We start from the raw sequence: 21,524 nt of genomic DNA on the forward strand, positions 1-21,524 counted from the left end.
GAACGCTTAACAAAGCGTTTCAGTTCAGTTGTCACCAATACTTAATCCTCATTTTTAATTATGTCAATAAACACTCTGGCAATTTCAGGATCAAACTGGGTTCCGGAACAACGGTTAATCTCTTCAATTGCTTCTTCAACTGTGAGCGATTCCATATGAAACCGCATCTTGGTCATTGCATCATAGGCATCAGCAATCGCAATGATTCGGGCTTCCAGTGAAATTTCTTCGCCTTTTAGTCCTTTAGGGTACCCACAACCATCCCAGCGTTCGTGGCTCTCAAGGATGTGATCGGCAATTTCAGCAAACTCATTGGCAGAACTTAAAATACGGTAGCCAATTTCAGGATGACGCCTGATTTCTGCCCAATCTTCATCATTAAGTTTTTCTGATTTGTCAAGAATTCCATCGGCGATGCCAATCTTTCCAATATCATGCATTAATCCAGCCGTCTTTAGATCATGGGAGTCCTTTGTGTTCAGCCCAATCTTACTTCCTAATTCAGCCGACAGTTTGCTGACCCGTTCGGAGTGTAACATCTCCTTCTGGTATTTATCAAACAAGGTTTCAATGACCATTCCGACCGTTTTATTCCGCATCCCCAGGCTTTCAGTAAGTTTTCGACGATACATATAGTCTTCGGCTTTTTTAAATACCTGTTGGATATCTTCATCCTTGTCATATTTTGTTTCAAACCCAAATGAAATGGATAACTCCATGGTGCCGACTTTCTCCTTACTAGCCAATTTTTCAATACGTGCGATTATTTCTTCGGCAACCACTTGATCGGTTTTCGGTAATAAAACGACAAACTCATCGCCACCTAGTCTTGCTACAACATCATCAGCCCGACACGACTTGGAAATGACAGCAGCTGCTTTTTTTAATAATTCGTCCCCCATGCCGTGTCCAAAACTGTCATTTACCAGTTTTAATCCGTTGACATCTCCCATGATTAAAGAGAGCGGGAGATTTCGCAGGGTGTCCATACGGCGAAGTTCTTCTTCGTAAAAACGCCGGTTATAGAGTCCGGTGAGCTGATCGTGATAGCTTAAGAATTGAATTTGATCCAGTTTCTGCTTTTTCTCGGTATAATCCCGGAATACCACAACAACACCAAGCACCTCGCCACCTTCATCAATAATCGGAGCAGCGCTGTCTTCGATGGGCCGTTCACTGCCATCGCTGGCAATCAGCAGGGTTTGATTATCCAACTCCCGAATGCTTTTTGTATTGATAACATCTGCAACAATGTTTCCTACTTTCTCATGGTTGGTGTCATTAACAATGTCAAATACGTCTTCAATTGGTTTCCCCAAAGCCTCATTTTTTGCCCAGCCGGTTAATTCTTCTGCCACCCGGTTAATAAATAGAATCTGACCATTCCGATCACAGGAGATAACCCCATCGCCAACAGAAATCAGCGTTGTTTCTAGCTGTTTGCTTTCTTGTCGCAAGGCTGTTTCCAGCCGCTTGCTTTCGGTAATATCGATTCCTACTCCGGTGAAATACTGTTTTCCATCAAGGTTCATCAGCACCCCATTGGATCGGATCAGGAGTTTTTCGCCCCCCTTCGTAATCAGGTTGGCGTCGACCTCACCATAACCTGTTTGATAGACCGCTTCAACAGCTTCCATCACTCGAATTAAATCCTCACCTTCAAACCACTGATCCAGGGTCATGTGAGCCAGCTCTTCAGCTGAGTAGCCAGTCATTTCCTCGTGTTTTTTATTCCATTTAATCAGCTTTCCGTTTTCATCATAAACGTATAGATATCCGGGAATGCTCTCAAATAATGCTTTCATGAAGACCATTTCCCGTTCCAGCTCAGCTTTTGTAACGTTCAGCTGATCATTCAGTCCCTCCAGATCATCGATTCGTTCCGCAACCCGCTTTTCTAAGAGCGTGTTTTCCTGTCGCAATAAATCACTGTCGAGTTGCAGTCCGGAAATATCCGTCACAATTAAAAGCAAATAATTTCTGCCTTCTAGCGCTACCGGACTTGTTCTTACTTCAACATCACTGATTTGGCCATTTGCACGACGATGTTTAAAATAGAACTGCTTCCGTTCTTTATTTTTGGCCCGAGTAATTTCTTTCTTCAGTTGCTCTTCACTGAGGCAATTAAAGTGGGTAATTTTAGATGTGATCATCTTATCATGGGATTTTCCATAAAATTCACAGGCAGAAATGTTGCAGTCTTCAATTTTGAGGGACTCTGGATCAATCAACAGCATTATTTCAGTATTATTTCGAAATAGTTCTTCAAAAAAAGCGTCATTTTTTTTGATTTGACCCGTTCGATGATCATCCAATTTACTCACCTCATCTACCTTAAATTCATGATTTCATTTTCTATCCAATTCCAAATCGCAGTGTTATGTTCTTCTATTTACCCCAAAACAGCCGTTTCAATCATCAGGTCATTTTGTGTGATAAGTAGGATAAAAAAATCACAAGATATAATGTCACCATTATTCTTGTGATTCGGATTCGAGAAAAAATAATTCAGTCGGTAGTGAGGGGAAAATAATCGCCTTTCTCAGACATGCCAATGGGATAGTGGCAACGTTTGAGCCAGCTCTGGGTAGTCAGTTCAGGAATTGGCGGAAGTTCGAGACAATGTGTAAATCCTTCCCGGACAATTTCCACAACCTGCTGATCAATGTTTGTTGCCACAGTGTCGAAAACCTCCCAGCCTTTTTCGGGCAGATGAAGTAGGATAATCTGGGTTTTATCACCCTGAGTAAAGGTATCCAACACTTTGAAATGCGAGCCTGCCTCCATCATACAAAGCCCCCAATGGGTGTCATGCTCATAAGATTGCATGTTTGCATAATGATTTGAAAGAATTGCCAGACGATGGGTCGTTACCATACCACCCCGGCGCAAACTGGCATCGGTAAATCCCAGTTCCTTTAGCACCATCCCGACCTGGTATTTTTTTCCTAATTCACCGAGATTGCAATCACGAATCAGCAAGGTAATTCCGGGATAGGTAAACTCGATCACTTTTTCTAATTCTTCAAGCTTCTGATACTTTTTTGCAAGCATGATTAAACTCCATATTTTTAAGCTAAACTGGTTGGATTTCTGAGATTACAGCCAACGACGTTTTTTACGCTTTTCTCATTCTTACTAATCATCGCATATCGTCCAAACACAAACGAAATTTTGTTTGACGATACTAATTACTTTTTTGACCTGGTATGCCATTTTCACAGGGAACATTGACCTGGCATTTACCACAACCATATCGAGGTTTGTATTTTTCTGCAGTTTTATCCAAAAAAATGCTACATAAACGATGATCTTTTCCTTTTTCAATTGAAATGGCTTTCACCGGGCATTGCTTAACACACGCTCCGCACTGCGTACAATAGGCGTTATAAATTTCATATGGTCGCCCATTGGGTTCCAACTGCAGTTCAGTCACCAGGCTGCCAAATCTGCCAGCAATACCCTTTTTCGTGATTAATCCTTTTGAAAGACCAAAAGTTCCCAGTCCGGCAAGGTAAGCGATGTGGCGTTCTGACCAGTTACTTGTGAAGGCCAGCGGCTCATCACAAAGTTCTTCAATGGGTTCGGTAATGCTGAAAAACTTTTTATCCATAGTCGGAATGACTGAAGCATAACCAGCCTTTCTTAAGTGTAACTCCATTTTTGATAACAGGGTACGTAACAAGCGGTGGCCTTCAACCCGACCAACTAACCATCCCCAGGAGGGCCAGATTTTTTGTTCCCGATTGCTGGCTTTGACAGCTTCACTATAGGGCAGAAAAAATGAGATCACAGTTTGTGCTGTCGGCAACCACTCCCGGGGATTCCGGAAATGGCAGCCAATCACCTCGGGGTTTTTGAGAACTGCAAACACCTCATCACTCGCTTCACAAAAACCAAAAATTGGCGGATCATATATTTTTTCACCGACTAATTCAATGGGTGCTTTACTGTCCATTTTTATCCGATTATCAGCTGAATTTGCTATAAAGTCTTCAGCTAGCTGTATTAATTCTATTTTGTCCATTTTAGCCTCTCTCGATTCATCATATCGATTTAATTATAAACTAATCTTATGACTTTGTAAATTTTTATGTTGTGAGTTAATACACAAATCGTTAAATAATCAACAATTCCACACAACTTTTTACGGACGTCTGACCAGCCACATCATTTGAATCTTTTATTTTTTCGGATCAGATGACATCATTATAAAACAGAAAAACGCACTGCCAAGGGTAAATTTACCATTGGCAGTGCGCTTGATATGATACTAGGCCAGACTTTTTTTGTATTCAATGAATTCATCATACGTCGAGAGACGATCAATGATGCCTTCTTCTCTGATTTCAATAATGCGATTCGCTACGGTTTGCATAAACTGATGGTCATGGCTGGCAAAAAGTAAGATCCCTTTAAAATCAATCAGACCATTATTAACGGCGGTAATGGATTCCAGATCCAGGTGATTGGTCGGTTGATCCAGGACTAAAACGTTTGAACCAAACATCATCATTTTGGACAGCATACAACGTACCTTTTCGCCCCCAGACAGAACCTGAACCTCTTTATAAATATCATCGCCAGAAAAAAGCATCCGTCCCAGAAAACCCCGGATATAGGTTTCCGTAATTTCTTCGGTATACTGCTGTAGCCATTGACAAATATTTAATGTGCATCCATTAAAATAATCGCTGTTATCTTTCGGGAAATACGACTGGGTGGTACTGACCCCCCATTTAAAACTGCCTTCATCTGGTTCAATTTCTTCCATCAGAATTTTAAACAAGGTCGTCATGGCAATCTCGTTGTCAGCAACAAAAGCGATCTTATCTTCTTTGTTAACCCGAAAACTGACGTTATTAAGAACTTTGACGCCATCGATGGTTTTTGATAAATGCTCAACCGTTAAAATTTCTTTACCGGGTTCCCGATCAATCTGGAAGCCAACCCAGGGATATTTTCGGGATGAAGACGGCATGTCTTCAATATTCAGTTTATCCAACATTTTCTTACGGGATGTGGCCTGTTTGGATTTGGATTTATTGGCTGAGAACCGGGCGATAAAGTTCTGGAGCTCTTTGGCCTTATCTTCATTTTTCTTGTTCTGATCTTTGATTAGGCGCTGAATCAACTGACTGGACTCATACCAGAAATCATAATTTCCGACATAAACCTTAATCTTACCGAAGTCGATATCGACGATATGGGTACAGACGTTATTTAAGAAATAACGGTCATGGGATACCACAATAACCGTTCCCTCATAATCCATCAAAAATTCTTCCAGCCATTCGACGGCCTGAATATCCAAATGGTTAGTGGGCTCATCCAGTAAGATGATTTCCGGCTTGCCAAACAAGGCCTGGGCCAGTAAAACCTTGACCTTTTCGTTACCAGTCAGGCTATCCATATTGGCATCAAGAATTTCGACCCCCAGACCAAGCCCCTGAATGATACGGGACGCATCGGATTCGGCTTCCCAACCGCCCATTTCGGCAAATTCACCTTCCAGTTCGCCAGCCCGGATACCGTCCTCATCAGAAAAATCTTCTTTCATATACAGGGCATCTTTTTCTTTCATAACCGAATACAAACGTTGATTCCCCATCATGATGGTATCCAAAACTGAATACGCATCATAAGCATAATGATCCTGCTTTAAGACCGACATCCGCATGTGCTCGGGGATAAAGACATTCCCGGTGGATGGTTCAATTTCGCCTGATAAAATTTTCAAAAAAGTGGTTTTTCCAGCCCCGTTCGCTCCAATGACCCCATAACAATTCCCCGGGGTAAACTTTATATTTACATTGGAAAAAAGATTTGTTCCGCTAAAATTTAAGCTTAGTTCTGATACTGTTATCATTTTTTATAATCCTCCATTGATTTAATTGGCAACCCCTGTAAAATAATCTCATTGTGACTTTTTAAAACTACCTGATTTTACTCGCTTCCAGTAGCAGGTGCCAGTTTTTTGTACAATCGCCGCATTAATCTGCAAATTTGTATTTCATCATTTTGTTGCCGTTCCGTAAAGAAGAGGCCTTTATCAGATCACTGACAAAGAACCTCTATCATAAGCCACTTTATTATATCCTTTTTATCATTTTTTATCCAGTCTTTTTGCAAAATAATATCATATTCTTAAATGTATCCAAATACGTTGCCACTGTGATTGTTCTTTTTGATTTAAAAAACAACCATTCCCCACTAAACCCGAATATTCTTTCTTAATATCAGCAAAGCTGTTTGCTTTCCATGATGAGATGATTATCACGGATTCGTCTGGGTATATTGGGGTTAACAGCAATCATTGACTGGGCACTACACACAAATTAATTATCCTTTTACTGTTGGCTAAGTCGGATACTCAAAATTATAGATCAGGAGGTCTTTAAATGAACATTAAAAAAGCAGCATTAGGTCTCACACTGGCAACCTCGTTGCTGGGTGTCTCAAGCTGCGCACAAAACACGGGCAACCAGCCCATTGATCAAAGAATCGCTCATCTCGATGCCCAGCCTAATAACGATGGCAATTATAACATTGTCTTTGTAACAGTCGATCAGGAGCATTATTTTGATGAATTCCCGGCTGGCACCAATTACAAAGCCCGGGAACTGCTAAAAAAAATGGGAACTACCTTTGAAAAACATTATACCTGCAGCAATGTCTCCACCTCATCCCGATCTGTCATTTACACTGGCACCCACATCACGGATACGCTGATGATTGACAATACTGAATCACCCTGGCAGGAGCCGATTTCTGAAAATCTCACCACGGTCGGTGACCGGATGCTCTCAGCTGGATACTACTCGGCATTTAAAGGCAAGTGGCACATGGGCGACACCAGTGTTTTTGATGATACCAGCCAACCCGCCATGCAGGAGCAGAATGGGCTGCTGGGCTACGGGTTTTCTGACTGGAATGCCCAGGGTGATATTGTTGGACAGCTTCAGCAGGGCTATATGCAAGATAGCAACATTGCTGGAGATACGGTCAGCTGGCTGCGCTCAAAAGGATCGGCTACCAATGCCTCCGGACAGTCCTTCTTCCTGGCCGTCAATCTCGTGAATCCCCACGATATTATGTATTATAACACTGATTCAGACGGTGTCGCCGTACAGGACACTGGCCAAACAACCTTTGCTATTGCCGGAGCTCCGGTTAATACAATTTATGAAACCAGTTACCCCAAGGCGGAAATTCCGTCTAGCTGGTCTCAGGCTATTGATGCTCCTGGCAGAGTCCCGGCTGAATTGGAATATTTTGATTTATGGAACCGTCGGGTGGGCGAAATTCCCGCCGAGGCCAGCCGTTGGGAAAATTTCCAGGATTATTATTATAATTGTATTCAGGACAATGATGGCCAGCTCTATAATATTTTATCTGAACTATCCAATCTGGAAATGCTGGATAATACCATCATCGTCTTTACCAGCGACCACGGTGATATGCAGGGAGCCAATGGACTCCGGGGAAAAGGCGGTTTTATATACGAAAACAACATCCACGTTCCCCTGATTATCGTGCACCCTGAATATGAAGGAGGCAATACCATTGATGCGGTAACCAGCCACCTCGACCTGGCACCCACCTTCATTGATATGACCAATCTGTCAGATACTAAAAAAGCCGAGCTTTCTGCTGGGCTTCCCGGCAGCAGTATGATGGATCTGCTTGATGGCAGCCAAACAAAAATAAGAACGGGAGCTTTATTTGCCTACGAAATGATCTCAATGATCGACAGCGATATGATGCAAACCACTGACCCAACAACCGGTGTCACCAGCTATACGATTGACTATTCCAAACGTGGCTTTGTCCGTGGAATAACCACTGAAAAATACAAATTTGCCCGCTATTTTTCACCACTCAATTTCAATCTACCAACAACCATGGAAGCATTGTATGCCAATAATGATGTTCAGCTGTTTGATCTGGAAAAAGACCCCGATGAATTAGTCAACCTGGCCGCAGACCAAGACACTAATGCTGCTCTGATTATGGAACTGAATAATCAGCTTAATACCCTGATCACAGCAGAGATCGGTGTTGATGATGGCAGTGAAGCCACCGCTGTCATTGCTCAGATCAACAAAACTCCGAATTGATGGTCATGAAAAAACGATATCCCCCGGATTCCAGGACTTATGCCATCATGGCCAAACCCATTGGCGCATCCTGTAATCTTAGCTGCCGCTATTGTTATTACCTGGAAAAGCAGGATCTGATGGCTCAACAAACAAAACTTATGTCAGATGTAGTGCTTAAGGCGTATATCCGTCAGAATTTCGCCATTCATGGGAACAACGCAGTTGTCGAGTTTGCCTGGCACGGTGGTGAACCAACCCTGGCTCCCCTTGATTTTTACATACAAGCATTGAATTACCAAAACCAATATGGCCCTGGCCGAATCATCCGCAACACCCTCCAAACAAATGCTACCTTGCTGACGGATGCCTGGTGCGCGTTTTTTGCGGCCAATCATTTTCTGATTGGTGTCAGTATCGACGGTCATGCTGATCTTCATAACCGTTATCGAAAAAATCGTTTCGGCAACACGTTTGAACAGACCATGGCTGGTATCAAACTGCTTCAAAAACACGGTGTCGCTTATAATACACTGACAACTGTCAATGCCATTAATTCGCACCATCCCGAGGACGTTTATCTGTTTCTTCGAGAGCTCACTGACTATATGCAATTTTTGCCAGTCGTCGAATGTTTGCCAGCCAGCTATGAAAACGCCTCCGGACAGCGGTTTGCCATGCCCGCTGGACTCCATTCCCCCTCCATGATGCATCCAGTAACAGATTTTTCGGTCACCGCCAAAGACTATGGCACCTTTCTCTGCACAGTTTTTGATTTGTGGAGAAAATTGGATTTGGGGGAAAAATATGTCCAGATTATTGAATCGACGCTGGCTAATTTAAATAATCACCCTGCTGGTGTCTGCGTTCATGAAGCGCTTTGCGACCACGCTGGCGTTCTGGAAATGAATGGGGATCTTTTTTGCTGCGACCGTTATGCTTTTGAAGCGTATAAGCTTGGCAATATTCTTGAAACGCCACTAGCAGACTTAATGGAGAAAAATCGCTCCTTTGGTATGCACAAAACCTTAGGACTGCCTGACGAATGCCTGGATTGTGATCATATCCGACTTTGTTTTGGGGGCTGTCCGAAAGATCGGTTTCTTTTATCAAGAGACAATCAAAAAGGCAAAAACTATTTATGCGAAGGGTATCGGCAGTTTTTTAAGCATATAAAAAAGCACTCCGGTGATCAATCAATTCCGCTTATATTTTGAGTGATCGTCAACTTTAAACCCTGTTTACATCAATTCTTCGGGAACAATAAGGAGGTGTCAGATGACACCTCCTTATTGTTCCAACTTCCTGAATTATTTTTTGTTAACGATGATTTAAAATTCGGTGTTCACTTCGCTTTGTCAGCATTATAGCGGTAGTAATTTGCGTTTTTCTTGAATTTCACTTTAGTCAGGATAACACCAATGACAGCTGCCCCAACCTTGTCGAGATTTTTTTTGCTTCAATAATTGTTGCTTTTTTTGTGGAGTGGGCGGCAATTACCAACAAAACCCCATCGACAACATTTGAAATAATACTTGCGTCGGCAAAACTTAACACAGGTGGGGTATCAATAAGAATAACATCGTATTCTTCTCGACATTTTTTAATGAATGTTTCAAATGCTTCTGAATTCAGCAGTTCGGTCGGTGAAACATGTTTGTTTCCAGCGGTTAAAATTTCCAATTTTTCAAGTTTTTCTATTTTATTTACAAGGGACTCCAGCGGTAATTCATCCACCAACATATTGGATAAACCATTCTTTCTCTTATTAATATTAAAAATGGTACTGATCTGAGGTAACCGTAAATCAGCGTCGATTAGTAACACCCGTTTATCGGCCTGGGCAAATGTTACCGCCAGGTTTGAAATGGTGGTACTTTTCCCTTCTTCTTTACCAGCACTCGTTACCAGCATCACCTGATAACGATTATTCAAATTTTTAAAATTCAAATTTGTCCGCAATAATTTATAACTTTCAGTTATAAATGATGTGGGGTCGCTTAGTGTGATTAAATTTTGTGAATCCATATTATCGAGCCTCCCCTTTAAATTCTGGGATATCCCCTAAAACTGACACGCCAATCAAATTTTCAATGTCTTCATCATTTCTAATCGTATCATTCATCAGAAACATCAAAATAATTACAAATAATGAAATGAAGAATCCCAATAAACCGCCAATAACGGCATTAAGAAGAACATTAGGCGAAATAGGTGCCTGCGGTACCAGCGCCTGATCCAGAATTCTGATATTCTCTACGCCGACAATTTGTAATACCGCCACCGTCAATTGTTTAGCCAGTTCATCGGCAATCTGTTTGGCAACTTGGGGATCCGAGTTTCTAAACCCAACTGTGAAAAGACGGGAATCGGAAACACTCTGAATAATAACGTTATCTTTAAATTCATCGTAAGAAATAGTCAATCCCAAGTTTTTTATTACCTCATTTATTACCAATCGGGTGGAGGCAATTTGCTTGTAATCAACAAGTAGTTGACTATTAGCATTTAATTGGCCTAATGATACATCTATTGACCCCAAACTACCGCCCTCCTGACCAATGTACAAAACTGTATTTGCTTCATAGATCGGGGTTACATATTTTACTGTGTAAAGATAAGCTGACCCGAAACCGACAATGGTCAGCAACAGAATGAGCCACCATTTTTTAATAATAATCTCTAAAAGTTCTTTAAAATTGACTTCCTTTGTTGTTTCCATGCTGTTCTCCTTTCTTAAAGACCAGGTATGTTTTACAGTTTCTATTTCCAGTTTTCTTGATTAATATCTTCATTAACTTTAAACAGGTTTTTGATTGTATCCAGATCTTCCTGACTGTATAATTCATACCATAACCCATCAATAATTTCGGAATATGTTTTTAATCGATAATTTTCAAAACTCAGATTTGTGTCCCCGCCGCTCATATTGAGATACTCTTTAAGCTTCGAAACATTAACATCAGTCTCAACACCATTATTATAGTAGGTTTCAATCAATTGCAGCTTTTTTTTCAGACTCATCGTTGACAGTTTCTTCATTAATGACTTAACCACTTCCTGCTGTCTGGCGATCCGGCCATAGTCGCCGTCGCTATCACTGCGAAATCTGACATAAAATAATGCATTTTTACCGTTTAAAACTTGCTCACCCTGACTGATAACTAATTGATTTTCATTTTTATAGAAATCCTTTTGTGCGGTGACTTCGACGCCCCCAGCATCGTTGATGATTTTGGCAAATGTATCAAAATCCAATTTCACTGAAAAGTCCAGTTTTATGCCCAGCAGCTCCTCAATGGTCTGATTGCTCAATTCTCTGCCACCATAAGCAAAGGCATGATTAATTTTATCCAAACCATAACCGGGAATATTAACCCGCAAATCTCTTGGTAACGAAGCCATGACCATTTTTTGTTGTGTTGGATCGTACATCACAACCATGATAATATCACTTCGTCCGGTTTCATCAGATCGCTCATCAGTTCCATAAATTGCAAAGATAACCGTTTTTCTCGTATCTGTCAGTTCAAGCAAATCTTCGTTGTTCTGATTCAAAACATCCTCAATCGATCCTGCATCCGCTTCAGTATCTGTGTCTGCATTTTGAGTATTGGCCGAAAACAAGGATCCATTGTTTGCACGAGCAAATATGAGCAGGCTGGCCATAATTACCAGAAATAGAACACTCAATAGAATTATAACCAATTTTTTATTTTTCATGGCGTTTGATTCCTTTCTCAGTTAAACTTGCCTGAACCCAAATAGCTTGCAATCGCTGATCGAACAACGCTTTATCTATTTCAGATAATTACCATTGTTATTAACCTCGTCACTGTCTTTGTAGGTAGGAACAATATTTTTCACCATACTGATCAGCGCTTTTTTATTCGATGCTTTTAGATAGGGTCTTAACTCTTCAAGTGACTTCTTAAGTAATGTGTAGTCAATATCTCCCGGCTTACCCACTCTAATTTTTTCGAAGCAGGTCTCTTTCAGCCCCTCTTCATCCATTAATAGTTCTTCATAGAGTTTTTCTCCTGGTCGCAATCCAATGATTTCTATTTCGATGTCTTCATTCAGCTTTAATCCCGAGAGTTTAATCAGGTCGACTGCCAGATCAAATATTTTTACAGGTTGCCCCATATCAAGCACAAATATCTCTCCGCCTTTTGCAATCGCACCCGATTGAATTACGAGTTGCGCCGCCTCCGGGATGGTCATAAAGTATCGGATAATTTCTTTATGCGTTACAGTAACCGGACCGCCTTCTTTAATCTGTTTCTTAAATAGGGGAACTACTGAACCATTGCTACCGAGGACGTTACCAAAGCGAACAGCCGTAAACTTTGTTTTACTTTGCCTGGCTAAACCTTGAATAATCATTTCACAGATCCGTTTACTGGCACCCATTATATTGGTCGGGTTAACGGCTTTGTCTGTCGAAACCATAACAAAGCGATCTACCCCAAACTCATGGGCCGCTTCCGCAACATTTTTTGTTCCAAAGACATTATTTTTAATCGCTTCCCAGGGCGAACGCTCCATTAAGGGTACATGTTTGTGTGCTGCCGCATGAAAGATAACATCGGGATGGTAGGCTTCAATAATCGCAAAAACATCATCCCGATCTTTTACCGAAGCGATAATCACATCCAGATTGATTTTATTTTCGTAATCATTAATCAGTTCATTTTGTATTTCATAGGCATTATTCTCATAATTATCCAGAATAATCAATTTCCCCGGATTGAATCTGGCAATCTGTCTGCATAATTCAGAACCGATCGAACCGCCACCACCCGTTACCATAATAATTTTGCCTTCAAGATAACTGACAACTTCTCTGATATTAAGATTTACCGTTTCTCTGCCAAGCAAATCCTCAATCTCGACATCTCGAATTTTACTTAACGAGACCTGACCATCAATCATTTCACGAATTCCCGGAACAATTCGTACCTTGGCAGGCGTCCGTTTACATTCACTGATGATCATTCGGAGTGTCGTTGGATCTGCTGTCGGTGTTGCAATAATAATTTCATTGATATTGAACTTATGAACAATACTGCCAATATCATAGTTATTACCCAGAACCTTAACGCCAGCAATTGTTTTATTTAATTTTTTGGCATCTTCATCAATAAATCCCACAACTTGTCCGTAGCTTAATGCATGATTCTTAATTTCTGTGGCAATCAATGTCGCCGTCGCACCACTTCCAATGATCAATATTTTCTTCTGGACATCCTGCTTCATAAAGATTTTTCGGTTTTTTAAACTTCGCACCAAGCGATAGCTAAAACGGCCACTGCTGACAAATGCAATTTCAAAAAGCATACTGGTTAGATAAATACCAAAATATAGTCTTTCGCCCATATAGAAAAGATAAGCCGTTCCAAACACGTTGGCGACGATCACCGCCAGCAAAATCTTAATCAACTCTTCCACCGAAGCATAAGACCATAAACTGTTATATAAATCGAAGAATCGATAAATTAGCAGCTTTCCGACCGTTAAGATAAAAACACTGCTTAAATAAATACTAATTACTTCTGAAGGAATGTCTCCTTCAAAATGCAAAAATAATGTAAACAAGAATGCAGCGTTCACTGCCAATATGTCTGCTGCAATTAAAAACAACTGCCTGCTTAGTTTCGTTTCCATCGACTACCTCACTTTTTGACAGAATAATTTTGACAATTTTTGCTAAGCTTTTTACTGAATTCAGAAATATTATACTACTGACGGTGAAATCCAAACCGTTTCTTTTTCAGCACAGGCACCATCAGTTCTCGATCTCTGATCATCATCCCGGGATTTTCATAAAAAAGCATTTGTCCGCATTCTTCACCAAACACTTTTACGACAATTTCATATGCCCGTTTCATGACCGGTGGACGCTTGACTAAATCATGTCCATCGGATGCTATAATATAAATCAAACCACTTTCAATCCATTGTAGGGCCTTTCTTCTTGTTTTTCCATCCATAATATATTGTGATGTGATTTGGGAATAAATTCCCCGTTCGTTTAAAGCTGCCAGCTTTTCTGGTCGTCTTGCGAAAACCTCATATCGCTCAACATGGGCCAGGACAACCTTATAGCCACTTTCCTGTAATTCGAAAAGCATGGATTCATGAAACGGGTAGTAATGGTATAAGGGTAATTCCACAAGCAAAAACCGGCTGTTTCCCATCGTATGGGCGAGTCCCCGCTTGATCCCTGCCATGGTTTCTTCGCTTAGATATATTTCATTACCCAAATGTAGTTTAAAATCAATGTTCTCTCGCTCAATATAATCTATCAGCAATTGGTACTGCTCATCCACATTTTGATTATGGTAAGTTGGCAAATTAAAATGGGGGGTCACGATCATTTCATTAACGCCGTCATTTATTGCCAGCTGCATCATCTGAATTGCCATTTCCAGATCTGTAGCCCCATCGTCAACCCCAGGCACCATATGTATATGTGTATCAATCATAATCACACTCTTTATAATCCTTTCGCTGGATAGTCTGTTAAGCGATCCTTTTTGTTAATCCCGACTGAACAAATCCCTGGTATATACCTTATCAACAACATCTTTTATTTCTTCTGACAGACGATTCGTCACAATTACATCAGCTATTTCTTTAAACTCATTAAGATCTTTTATCACTCTGGAATTGAAGAAGTCACTTTCTTCAAGGGAAGGTTCATAGACAACCACCTCAATCCCCTTTGCCTTAATACGCTTCATCACGCCTTGAATCGCCGATTCCCGAAAATTGTCAGAGTTTGTCTTCATTGTCAACCGATAAATCCCCACTATTTTCGGTTTTCTTTTGATTATCATATCTGCGATATGGTCTTTTCTGGTGCGATTGGCGTCCACAATTGCCGACATAATGTTCTGGGGAATATCAGCATAATTTGCGAGTAATTGCTTGGTGTCTTTTGGCAGACAGTAACCACCATAACCAAACGATGGATTGTTATAATAATTGCCAATTCGCGGGTCCAGGCACACTCCCTGGATAATATCATACGTATTAAGACCTCTTACCTCGGCATACGAATCCAATTCATTAAAATATGCAACCCGTAATGCTAAATAGGTATTTGCAAAAAGTTTTATCGCTTCAGCCTCAGTTGAATTTGTATAAAGAATTTGAATATCCTTTTTTAAAGCCCCCTGGGCCAGCAATTCAGCAAAAACGCGGGCCCGTTCTGACTGCTCACCGACAACAATTCTTGAGGGGTAAAGATTGTCATACAGCGCATGTCCTTCTCTTAAAAATTCCGGTGAAAAGATAATGTTTTCCGCTTCAAATTTTTCCTTTATAGCCTCTGTATATCCGACCGGTATGGTTGATTTTATGATCATTACTGCGTCAGGGTTGATCGCCAAAACATTGGCAATTACCGCTTCCACAGTTCTGGTATTAAAATGATTTTTTTCCGGATCATAGTTTGTCGGTGTCGAAATGATTACATACTCCGCATCTATGAACGCTTCATAATTATCTGTTGTTGCCCGCAAGTTCAGTTGTTTGGTTTTTAAATATTCTTCAATTTCATCATCAATAATTGGCGATTTTTTATTATTGATCATCTCGACTTTTTCTTTTAAAATATCAAGTGCAATAACCTCATTATTCTGTGCCAATAAAATGGCGTTCGACAAACCCACATATCCGGTACCGGCGATTGTTATCTTCATTTTCTTTTCCCCCGTCGTTATCGATTTATTGATCAATCTTATAATATTCTTTAAACCATTTCACAAACCTACTCAAACCCTCTTCAATACTCGTAACAGGTCGAAAACCGATGTCTTTTTCAAGATCACTGATATCAGCATAGGTAATTAATACATCACCTGGTTGCATATCCATGTATATTTTTTCCGCATTTATCCCCAGCTGATCTTCCAGAATTGTAATGAAACGCATTAGCTCAACGGGGCTATTATTCCCGATATTATATATCTTGTATGGGGCAAAACTTGAGCTTAAATCATTTTCCCTTTCATCCCAATTCTTATTGGCAGTTGGAATTTTATCAATCAACTTGCTGATACATGCGACAATGTCATCAATATAAGTAAAATCACGTTTCATTTTGCCGTGATTATATACCTTAATCGGTTTTCCGGCTAGAATATCCTGAACAAAAGAAAAGTATGCCATATCCGGCCTTCCATATGGTCCATAAACCGTAAAAAACCGTAATCCGGTTGTTGGGATATTGAATAGATGGCTGTAGGTATGGGCCATCAATTCGTTCGCTTTTTTAGTCGCAGCGTAAAGAGAAACCGGATGATCGACATTGTGATTGGTCGAAAATGGCACCTGTTTATTTCCACCATACACTGAGCTTGATGAGGCATAAAGAAGATGCTCCACTGGATAATTGCGACATGCTTCAAGGATATTCATAAATCCCACAAGGTTGGAATCCAGATAGGCATAAGGGTTAGTGATTGAATAACGGACGCCAGCTTGCGCAGCCAGATTAACCACATAGTCGGGTCGATGGGTTTCGAAAACTTGATCGACTGCAGCTTTATTTTTTAAATCCACTTGATAGAAACTAAACTTGCAATGATTTTTCAAGATAACCAAACGATCTTCTTTTAAGGATTGTTCGTAATAATCATTAAGATTGTCAATTCCAACTATTTGATGATTCTCGCCAAGCAATGAACTAGCTAAATGAAAACCAATGAAGCCTGCAACACCAGTAATTAGTATTTTCATTTTTACTCCGCCTTTTTCTCAAAACTTATTCATATTCCATTGTATGTATTTTACCCCTTTCAGCCGTAACTTACCACTATTTTAATGAATATTCATTCCGAAAAACCAGTTTTTCTTTTTTATCCTTTTGCAGCAAAAAAATAAGCCCTGCAAAAGCACGGCTTATTTTTTCTTGATCTTTTATTTTGTTTCAGAAATAATTCCAATTATTCTTTTTTCTTAATCAACCTTTGCTGTCAGCAGATTAAAATTATTGGTAGCCACGGAAAAATCAGAGCTGGAATTCAGTCGCTGGAATCCGCTGTAAGAATTATTGGACACTTGAACTTGGGTTCCTTCGGGATTATAAATCAGATAAGAGTAGGATGCGCCGCTATTGGTAAAGGTATTGTTTCGCAGCACGGCCTGTGATCCCACACCTCTGAATCCGATACCGTATTTGTCGATACTGCTGTACTGGAAGCTGGAGTTTTCAACCACGACATTGGTTGTCTTGGAAGTGCTGCTGGCACTGATTAACGGAATTTTATTGACATTTGTAACGTTCATTCCAGAAATCGTGGTGTCCTTCACTTCTCCGATAAACCAGTACAATGCACCGGCCATCCCGGTTGAGTCAACGGTAACATTGCTAATACTTGCCTGATAGCTGTTGCCGATGCTGAATGCGCCAATATCGGTGGTTGTTGGCTTGGCACCACTGATGTTGACATCGCTGATGGTTAAGCTGTTGGCATCAGCAATTTTGAATCCCAGACCGCTGCCAGTGATGGTTAAGCCTTTAACTGTGACGTTATTGGCACCAGTATTGATGTGCATCCCGACAACGCTGTTCTTGACACGACAATTTTCAAAGACGATGTGATCCGGTGGGGTTGGGAATTTTTCATTACCAGCTACAGCAATACCGCCACCAGGGGCATTATTGAACTCGACGTTTCGAAACAGGAAATTGCTGTTATCGCCGCGAATATAAGCTGCATGAAGCCATTTTGTTCCGCCATCATTGGCGTTAAGAATACTGTCGGTCATGGTTAAGTTGTTAGTTCCGGAAATCTGAATGGGCATCCCGGTTTTATCAATTTTAAGATTGCTGACGGTGACTCCCTGGTTGCGGCTGCTTCCGGATTGTCCCATTTTCAGACCCACATACATACTGTCCATCGAAACATCTTTGATCGTCAGATTGCTGATGCCCTGGAAAAACATTCCCTGAACGTTACTGATCATGCTGTTGGCATAATAGTCGGCTCCAGCGATGGTGTTCTGGGATTGTAGTGTCAACCCTTCAAGGGTAACATTTGAAATGTATGAAGCCGGATTTGACCACAAAATATTTGCTACGGCTGACGGCTGTGGCGCCATGTACAAGGTAGCCCCATAACCGCTGATTCTGGTATTGTTCTTTACCTCTAATTGACTGGTAACCACATAGGTTCCTGCCGGAATTGTCAAGGTAACGTTTTTACTGCTGGCATCATTAATGGCATTTTGAATCGCTGCCGTATCATTGGTAACGCCATCCCCTTTTGCGCCAAAATCTTTGACACTGACTCCCTGATTCACTGGTGTTGTTGGTGGCGGTGGTGTCGTAACGACACTGGCAGGTTCGCTTGTTGCTACCGCTGGCAGCTTTTCAATAGTGATTTCGATCGCTTCTAAACGCAGGCTTTTTCCTTCCGAGCCAGCGAGGGCACCATCCGAAACCCATCCCTGAGCCCAGCCTTCATTTTGAATATGGGTCCGGTACTTAACTGTATATTCAGCTGCACTCGCACCAGTTAACCTGATCTGGATTCCTTCTAGACGCAAGCCTTCGCCTTCTGATCCTGAAAATCCGCCATTTGCCGCCCATTTCTGTTCCCAGCCCTTATTTTGAACATGTGTACGATACTCAATTCCTAATCCTGCTGGAACAGCTCCTGTCAGTTTGATCTCAATACCTTCTAAACGATAGCTTTTTCCTTCTGAACCGGAAAGTTGGCCATTACTCATCCACCCCTGGGCCCATCCTTCGTTTTGGATATGGGTCCGATAGGTGACTCCAATTGCATTAACGGCTTCTGTTTCTAATTCTTCTGCAAATACATTGGACGAAAAAAACGTCCCTATTATCAAAAATGACATCACTAAGGTTGCGATAAATCTCGTTGTCTTGCTTTCCTCTTTTAAGTTCATTGCTTACTGCTCCTTTCGGCAACCGGCTACCTTTCTTTTTGTTAAGGCCCTTGGCTTTGCGTCCCAACCTTTCAGTTGGTTTGCCTTTATCGTGGACATGATTATATATAAATTGTTACATTCTTCGATAAAATAAAGCCTTGTTCAAAAGAGCAAGGCTTTAGGAGAAATTGCTTTATTGAATTATTCTCAGATTATTCACGATATAATAACTTAGCACACTGGTTCTCTTAATCAACCTTTGCTGTCAGCAGATTAAAATTATTGGTAGCCACGGAAAAATCAGAGCTGGAATTCAGTCGCTGGAATCCGCTGTAAGAATTATCAGATACTTGAATCTGGGTTCCTTCGGGATTATAAATCAGGTAAGAGTAGGATGCGCCGCTATTGGTAAAGGTATTGTTTCGCAGCACGGCCTGTGATCCCACACCTCTGAATCCGATACCGTATTTGTCGATACTGCTGTACTGGAAGCTGGAGTTTTCAACCACGACATTGGTTGTCTTGGAAGTGCTGCTGGCACTGATTAACGGAATTTTATTGACATTTGTAACGTTCATTCCAGAGATCGTGGTATCCTTCACTTCTCCGATAAACCAGTACAGTGCACCGGCCATCCCGGTTGAGTCAACGGTAACATTGCTAATACTTGCCTGATAGCTGTTGCCGATGCTGAATGCGCCAATATCGGTGGTTGTTGGCTTGGCACCACTGATGTTGACATCGCTGATGGTTAAGCTGTTGGCATCAGCAATTTTGAATCCCAGACCGCTGCCAGTGATGGTTAAGCCTTTAACTGTGACGTTATTGGCACCAGTATTGATGTGCATCCCGACAACGCTGTTCTTGACACGACAATTTTCAAAGACGATGTGATCCGGTGGGGTTGGGAATTTTTCATTACCAGCTACAGCAATACCGCCACCAGGGGCATTATTGAACTCGACGTTTCGAAACAGGAAATTGCTGTTATCGCCGCGAATATAAGCTGCATGAAGCCATTTTGTTCCGCCATCATTGGCGTTAAGAATACTGTCGGTCATGGTTAAGTTGTTAGTTCCGGAAATCTGAATGGGCATCCCGGTTTTATCAATTTTAAGATTGCTGACGGTGACTCCCTGGTTGCGGCTGCTTCCGGATTGTCCCATTTTCAGGCCCACATACATACTGTCCATCGAAACATCTTTGATCGTCAGATTGCTGATGCCCTGGAAAAACATTCCCTGTACATTGCTGATCATGCTGTTGGCATAATAGTCGGCTCCAGCGATGGTGTTCTGGGATTGTAATGTCAACCCTTCAAGGGTTACGTTTGAGATATAAGCATCCGGATTCGACCATAAAATATTTGCTACGGCCGACGGCTGTGGCGCCATATATAAAGTGGCACCATAACCGCTGATTCTGGTATTGTTCTTGACTTCCAGTTGACTGGTAACCACATAGGTTCCTGCCGGAACTGTCAAGGTAACGTTTTTACTGCTGGCATCATTAATGGCATTTTGAATCGCTGCCGTATCATTGGTGATGCCATCCCCTTTTGCGCCAAAATCTTTGACACTGACTCCCTGATTCACTGGTGTTGTTGGTGGTGTGACAACTGGTTCAGTCACTACGGGTTCAGTCACTACGGGTTCAGTCACTACGGGTTCAGTCACTACGGGTTCAGTCACTACGGGTTCGGTCACCACGGGTTCGGTCACCACGGGTTCGGTCACTACGGGTTGTGTAACTGTGACAGGTTTTTTAGGAGGTCTGACTCTGGCTGCAAATGCCGAATTTATTGGCATAACACTAAATAACACAAATAATGTGACTAAAAAAACAGATATTTTTTTCATGATGGTATTCCTTTCGGTAGCCGGCTGCCATTTTACAGGCCCTTAGCTTTGCGTCCCAACTTTTCAGTTAGTTTGCCTTTTTCGTTGAATAACGATGAATTGCAAATAAAAAACTTCCCTTTCGGTAACTGGCTGCCATTTTACAGGCCCTTTAGCTTTGCGTCCCTATTTTTCAACAGGTTTGCCTTTATCGTTGGAAAGTGATTCCACGATCAATATTAAAATTTTGTAATCGCTTTTTTTGAGTATGTTACCTTCCTTTCGGTAGCTGGCTGCCATTTTACAGGCCCTTTAGCTTTGCGTCTCTGACTTTCACCAAATTTGCTTTTATCGTAGAAAATAAACGGCACCTTAAACAACTCCCCAAATCAAATTGATTTGTTAAGTATTGTTTTATACGTTCCATTTTTTGAATCGCACTTACATACAATCTCTTAACTGAGCAAATATTCGAATATTAAAATATTTGCTTTTCTTGGGCTCACTATATCACATTTTTGGATACTAGTCAATGCCTTGTTTAACTTTTTTAAAATTTGTTTTTGCCAGAGCTTCAAAACCGTCACATGCGCTATATGTTGATGCCAGAAATATTCTGTTCCAAGATATGGTATCTCTTCGGATCAATTGCTATTCTTGCCAAAATGGCTTAATTGTC

The 21,524-nt window shown here is 41.2% G+C and carries 15 protein-coding genes and 4 riboswitches; of the genes, 2 read left to right on the forward strand and 13 right to left on the reverse strand.

The annotated features are described in order from the left end of the window. Window positions 1-41: 41 nt before the first annotated feature. The 4 genes from CHL1_RS10165 to CHL1_RS10180 form a co-directional block, all read right to left on the reverse strand. Complete coding sequence (locus CHL1_RS10165; protein ID WP_250932703.1) at window positions 42-2,324, reverse strand: PAS domain S-box protein; 2,283 nt, start codon at window positions 2,322-2,324, stop codon at window positions 42-44. A 184-nt stretch (window positions 2,325-2,508) separates the two neighbouring features. Further along, window positions 2,509-3,054 carry a hypothetical protein gene (locus tag CHL1_RS10170; protein WP_250932705.1) on the reverse strand — a complete coding sequence of 182 codons (546 nt, stop codon included), beginning with the start codon at window positions 3,052-3,054 and terminating at the stop codon, window positions 2,509-2,511. A gap of 133 nt (window positions 3,055-3,187) precedes the next feature. Continuing rightward, entirely contained in the window at window positions 3,188-4,027 is an 840-nt protein-coding gene (locus CHL1_RS10175) for a 4Fe-4S binding protein (protein WP_250932707.1), read from the reverse strand. A 246-nt stretch (window positions 4,028-4,273) separates the two neighbouring features. Continuing rightward, window positions 4,274-5,869, reverse strand: coding sequence for an ABC-F family ATP-binding cassette domain-containing protein (locus CHL1_RS10180; protein WP_070369457.1), 1,596 nt, complete (start codon window positions 5,867-5,869; stop codon window positions 4,274-4,276). 532 nt (window positions 5,870-6,401) lie between these two features. Between CHL1_RS10180 and CHL1_RS10185 the strand changes: the two genes are divergently transcribed. Both CHL1_RS10185 and CHL1_RS10190 read left to right on the forward strand, forming a co-directional pair. Further along, window positions 6,402-8,120, forward strand: coding sequence for a sulfatase family protein (locus tag CHL1_RS10185; RefSeq protein ID WP_228882540.1), 1,719 nt, complete (start codon window positions 6,402-6,404; stop codon window positions 8,118-8,120). Between the two features lie 5 nt (window positions 8,121-8,125). Beyond that, the gene (locus tag CHL1_RS10190; protein WP_250932709.1) at window positions 8,126-9,316 is read left to right on the forward strand and encodes an anaerobic sulfatase maturase; all 1,191 of its coding nucleotides are present in this window, start codon (window positions 8,126-8,128) and stop codon (window positions 9,314-9,316) included. 190 nt (window positions 9,317-9,506) lie between these two features. Here CHL1_RS10190 and CHL1_RS10195 read toward each other — a convergent pair whose 3' ends face one another. The 9 genes from CHL1_RS10195 to CHL1_RS10235 all read right to left on the reverse strand — a co-directional run bounded on the left by CHL1_RS10195 (window position 9,507) and on the right by CHL1_RS10235 (window position 20,866). Then, window positions 9,507-10,127 carry a CpsD/CapB family tyrosine-protein kinase gene (locus CHL1_RS10195; protein WP_250932711.1) on the reverse strand — a complete coding sequence of 207 codons (621 nt, stop codon included), beginning with the start codon at window positions 10,125-10,127 and terminating at the stop codon, window positions 9,507-9,509. Between the two features lies 1 nt (window position 10,128). Beyond that, window positions 10,129-10,821, reverse strand: a complete 693-nt coding sequence (locus CHL1_RS10200) for a YveK family protein (protein WP_070369454.1) — start codon at window positions 10,819-10,821, stop codon at window positions 10,129-10,131. A 41-nt stretch (window positions 10,822-10,862) separates the two neighbouring features. Then, window positions 10,863-11,822 carry an LCP family protein gene (locus tag CHL1_RS10205; protein ID WP_070369453.1) on the reverse strand — a complete coding sequence of 320 codons (960 nt, stop codon included), beginning with the start codon at window positions 11,820-11,822 and terminating at the stop codon, window positions 10,863-10,865. Between the two features lie 75 nt (window positions 11,823-11,897). Then, on the reverse strand, window positions 11,898-13,766 hold the full coding sequence (locus tag CHL1_RS10210) for a polysaccharide biosynthesis protein (RefSeq protein WP_250932713.1): 1,869 nt from the start codon (window positions 13,764-13,766) through the stop codon (window positions 11,898-11,900). Between the two features lie 74 nt (window positions 13,767-13,840). After that, complete coding sequence (locus CHL1_RS10215; protein ID WP_250932715.1) at window positions 13,841-14,587, reverse strand: tyrosine-protein phosphatase; 747 nt, start codon at window positions 14,585-14,587, stop codon at window positions 13,841-13,843. Between the two features lie 54 nt (window positions 14,588-14,641). After that, window positions 14,642-15,808, reverse strand: coding sequence for a nucleotide sugar dehydrogenase (locus CHL1_RS10220; RefSeq protein ID WP_228882546.1), 1,167 nt, complete (start codon window positions 15,806-15,808; stop codon window positions 14,642-14,644). A gap of 25 nt (window positions 15,809-15,833) precedes the next feature. Beyond that, on the reverse strand, window positions 15,834-16,847 hold the full coding sequence (locus tag CHL1_RS10225) for an NAD-dependent epimerase (RefSeq protein ID WP_250932717.1): 1,014 nt from the start codon (window positions 16,845-16,847) through the stop codon (window positions 15,834-15,836). Between the two features lie 219 nt (window positions 16,848-17,066). Beyond that, complete coding sequence (locus CHL1_RS10230; RefSeq protein ID WP_250932719.1) at window positions 17,067-19,025, reverse strand: glycosyl hydrolase family 28-related protein; 1,959 nt, start codon at window positions 19,023-19,025, stop codon at window positions 17,067-17,069. Window positions 19,026-19,039: 14 nt separating this feature from the next. Beyond that, window positions 19,040-19,120: riboswitch (cyclic di-GMP riboswitch) on the reverse strand. Window positions 19,121-19,255: 135 nt separating this feature from the next. After that, entirely contained in the window at window positions 19,256-20,866 is a 1,611-nt protein-coding gene (locus tag CHL1_RS10235) for a glycoside hydrolase family 55 protein (RefSeq protein WP_250932721.1), read from the reverse strand. Window positions 20,867-20,878: 12 nt separating this feature from the next. Continuing rightward, a riboswitch (cyclic di-GMP riboswitch) is annotated at window positions 20,879-20,953 on the reverse strand. 33 nt (window positions 20,954-20,986) lie between these two features. Then, a riboswitch (cyclic di-GMP riboswitch) is annotated at window positions 20,987-21,062 on the reverse strand. 64 nt (window positions 21,063-21,126) lie between these two features. After that, a riboswitch (cyclic di-GMP riboswitch) is annotated at window positions 21,127-21,202 on the reverse strand. Window positions 21,203-21,524: the final 322 nt, after the last annotated feature.

It is taken from the genome of Acetobacterium wieringae (assembly GCF_023700225.1).
Lineage (GTDB): Bacteria > Bacillota > Clostridia > Eubacteriales > Eubacteriaceae > Acetobacterium > Acetobacterium wieringae.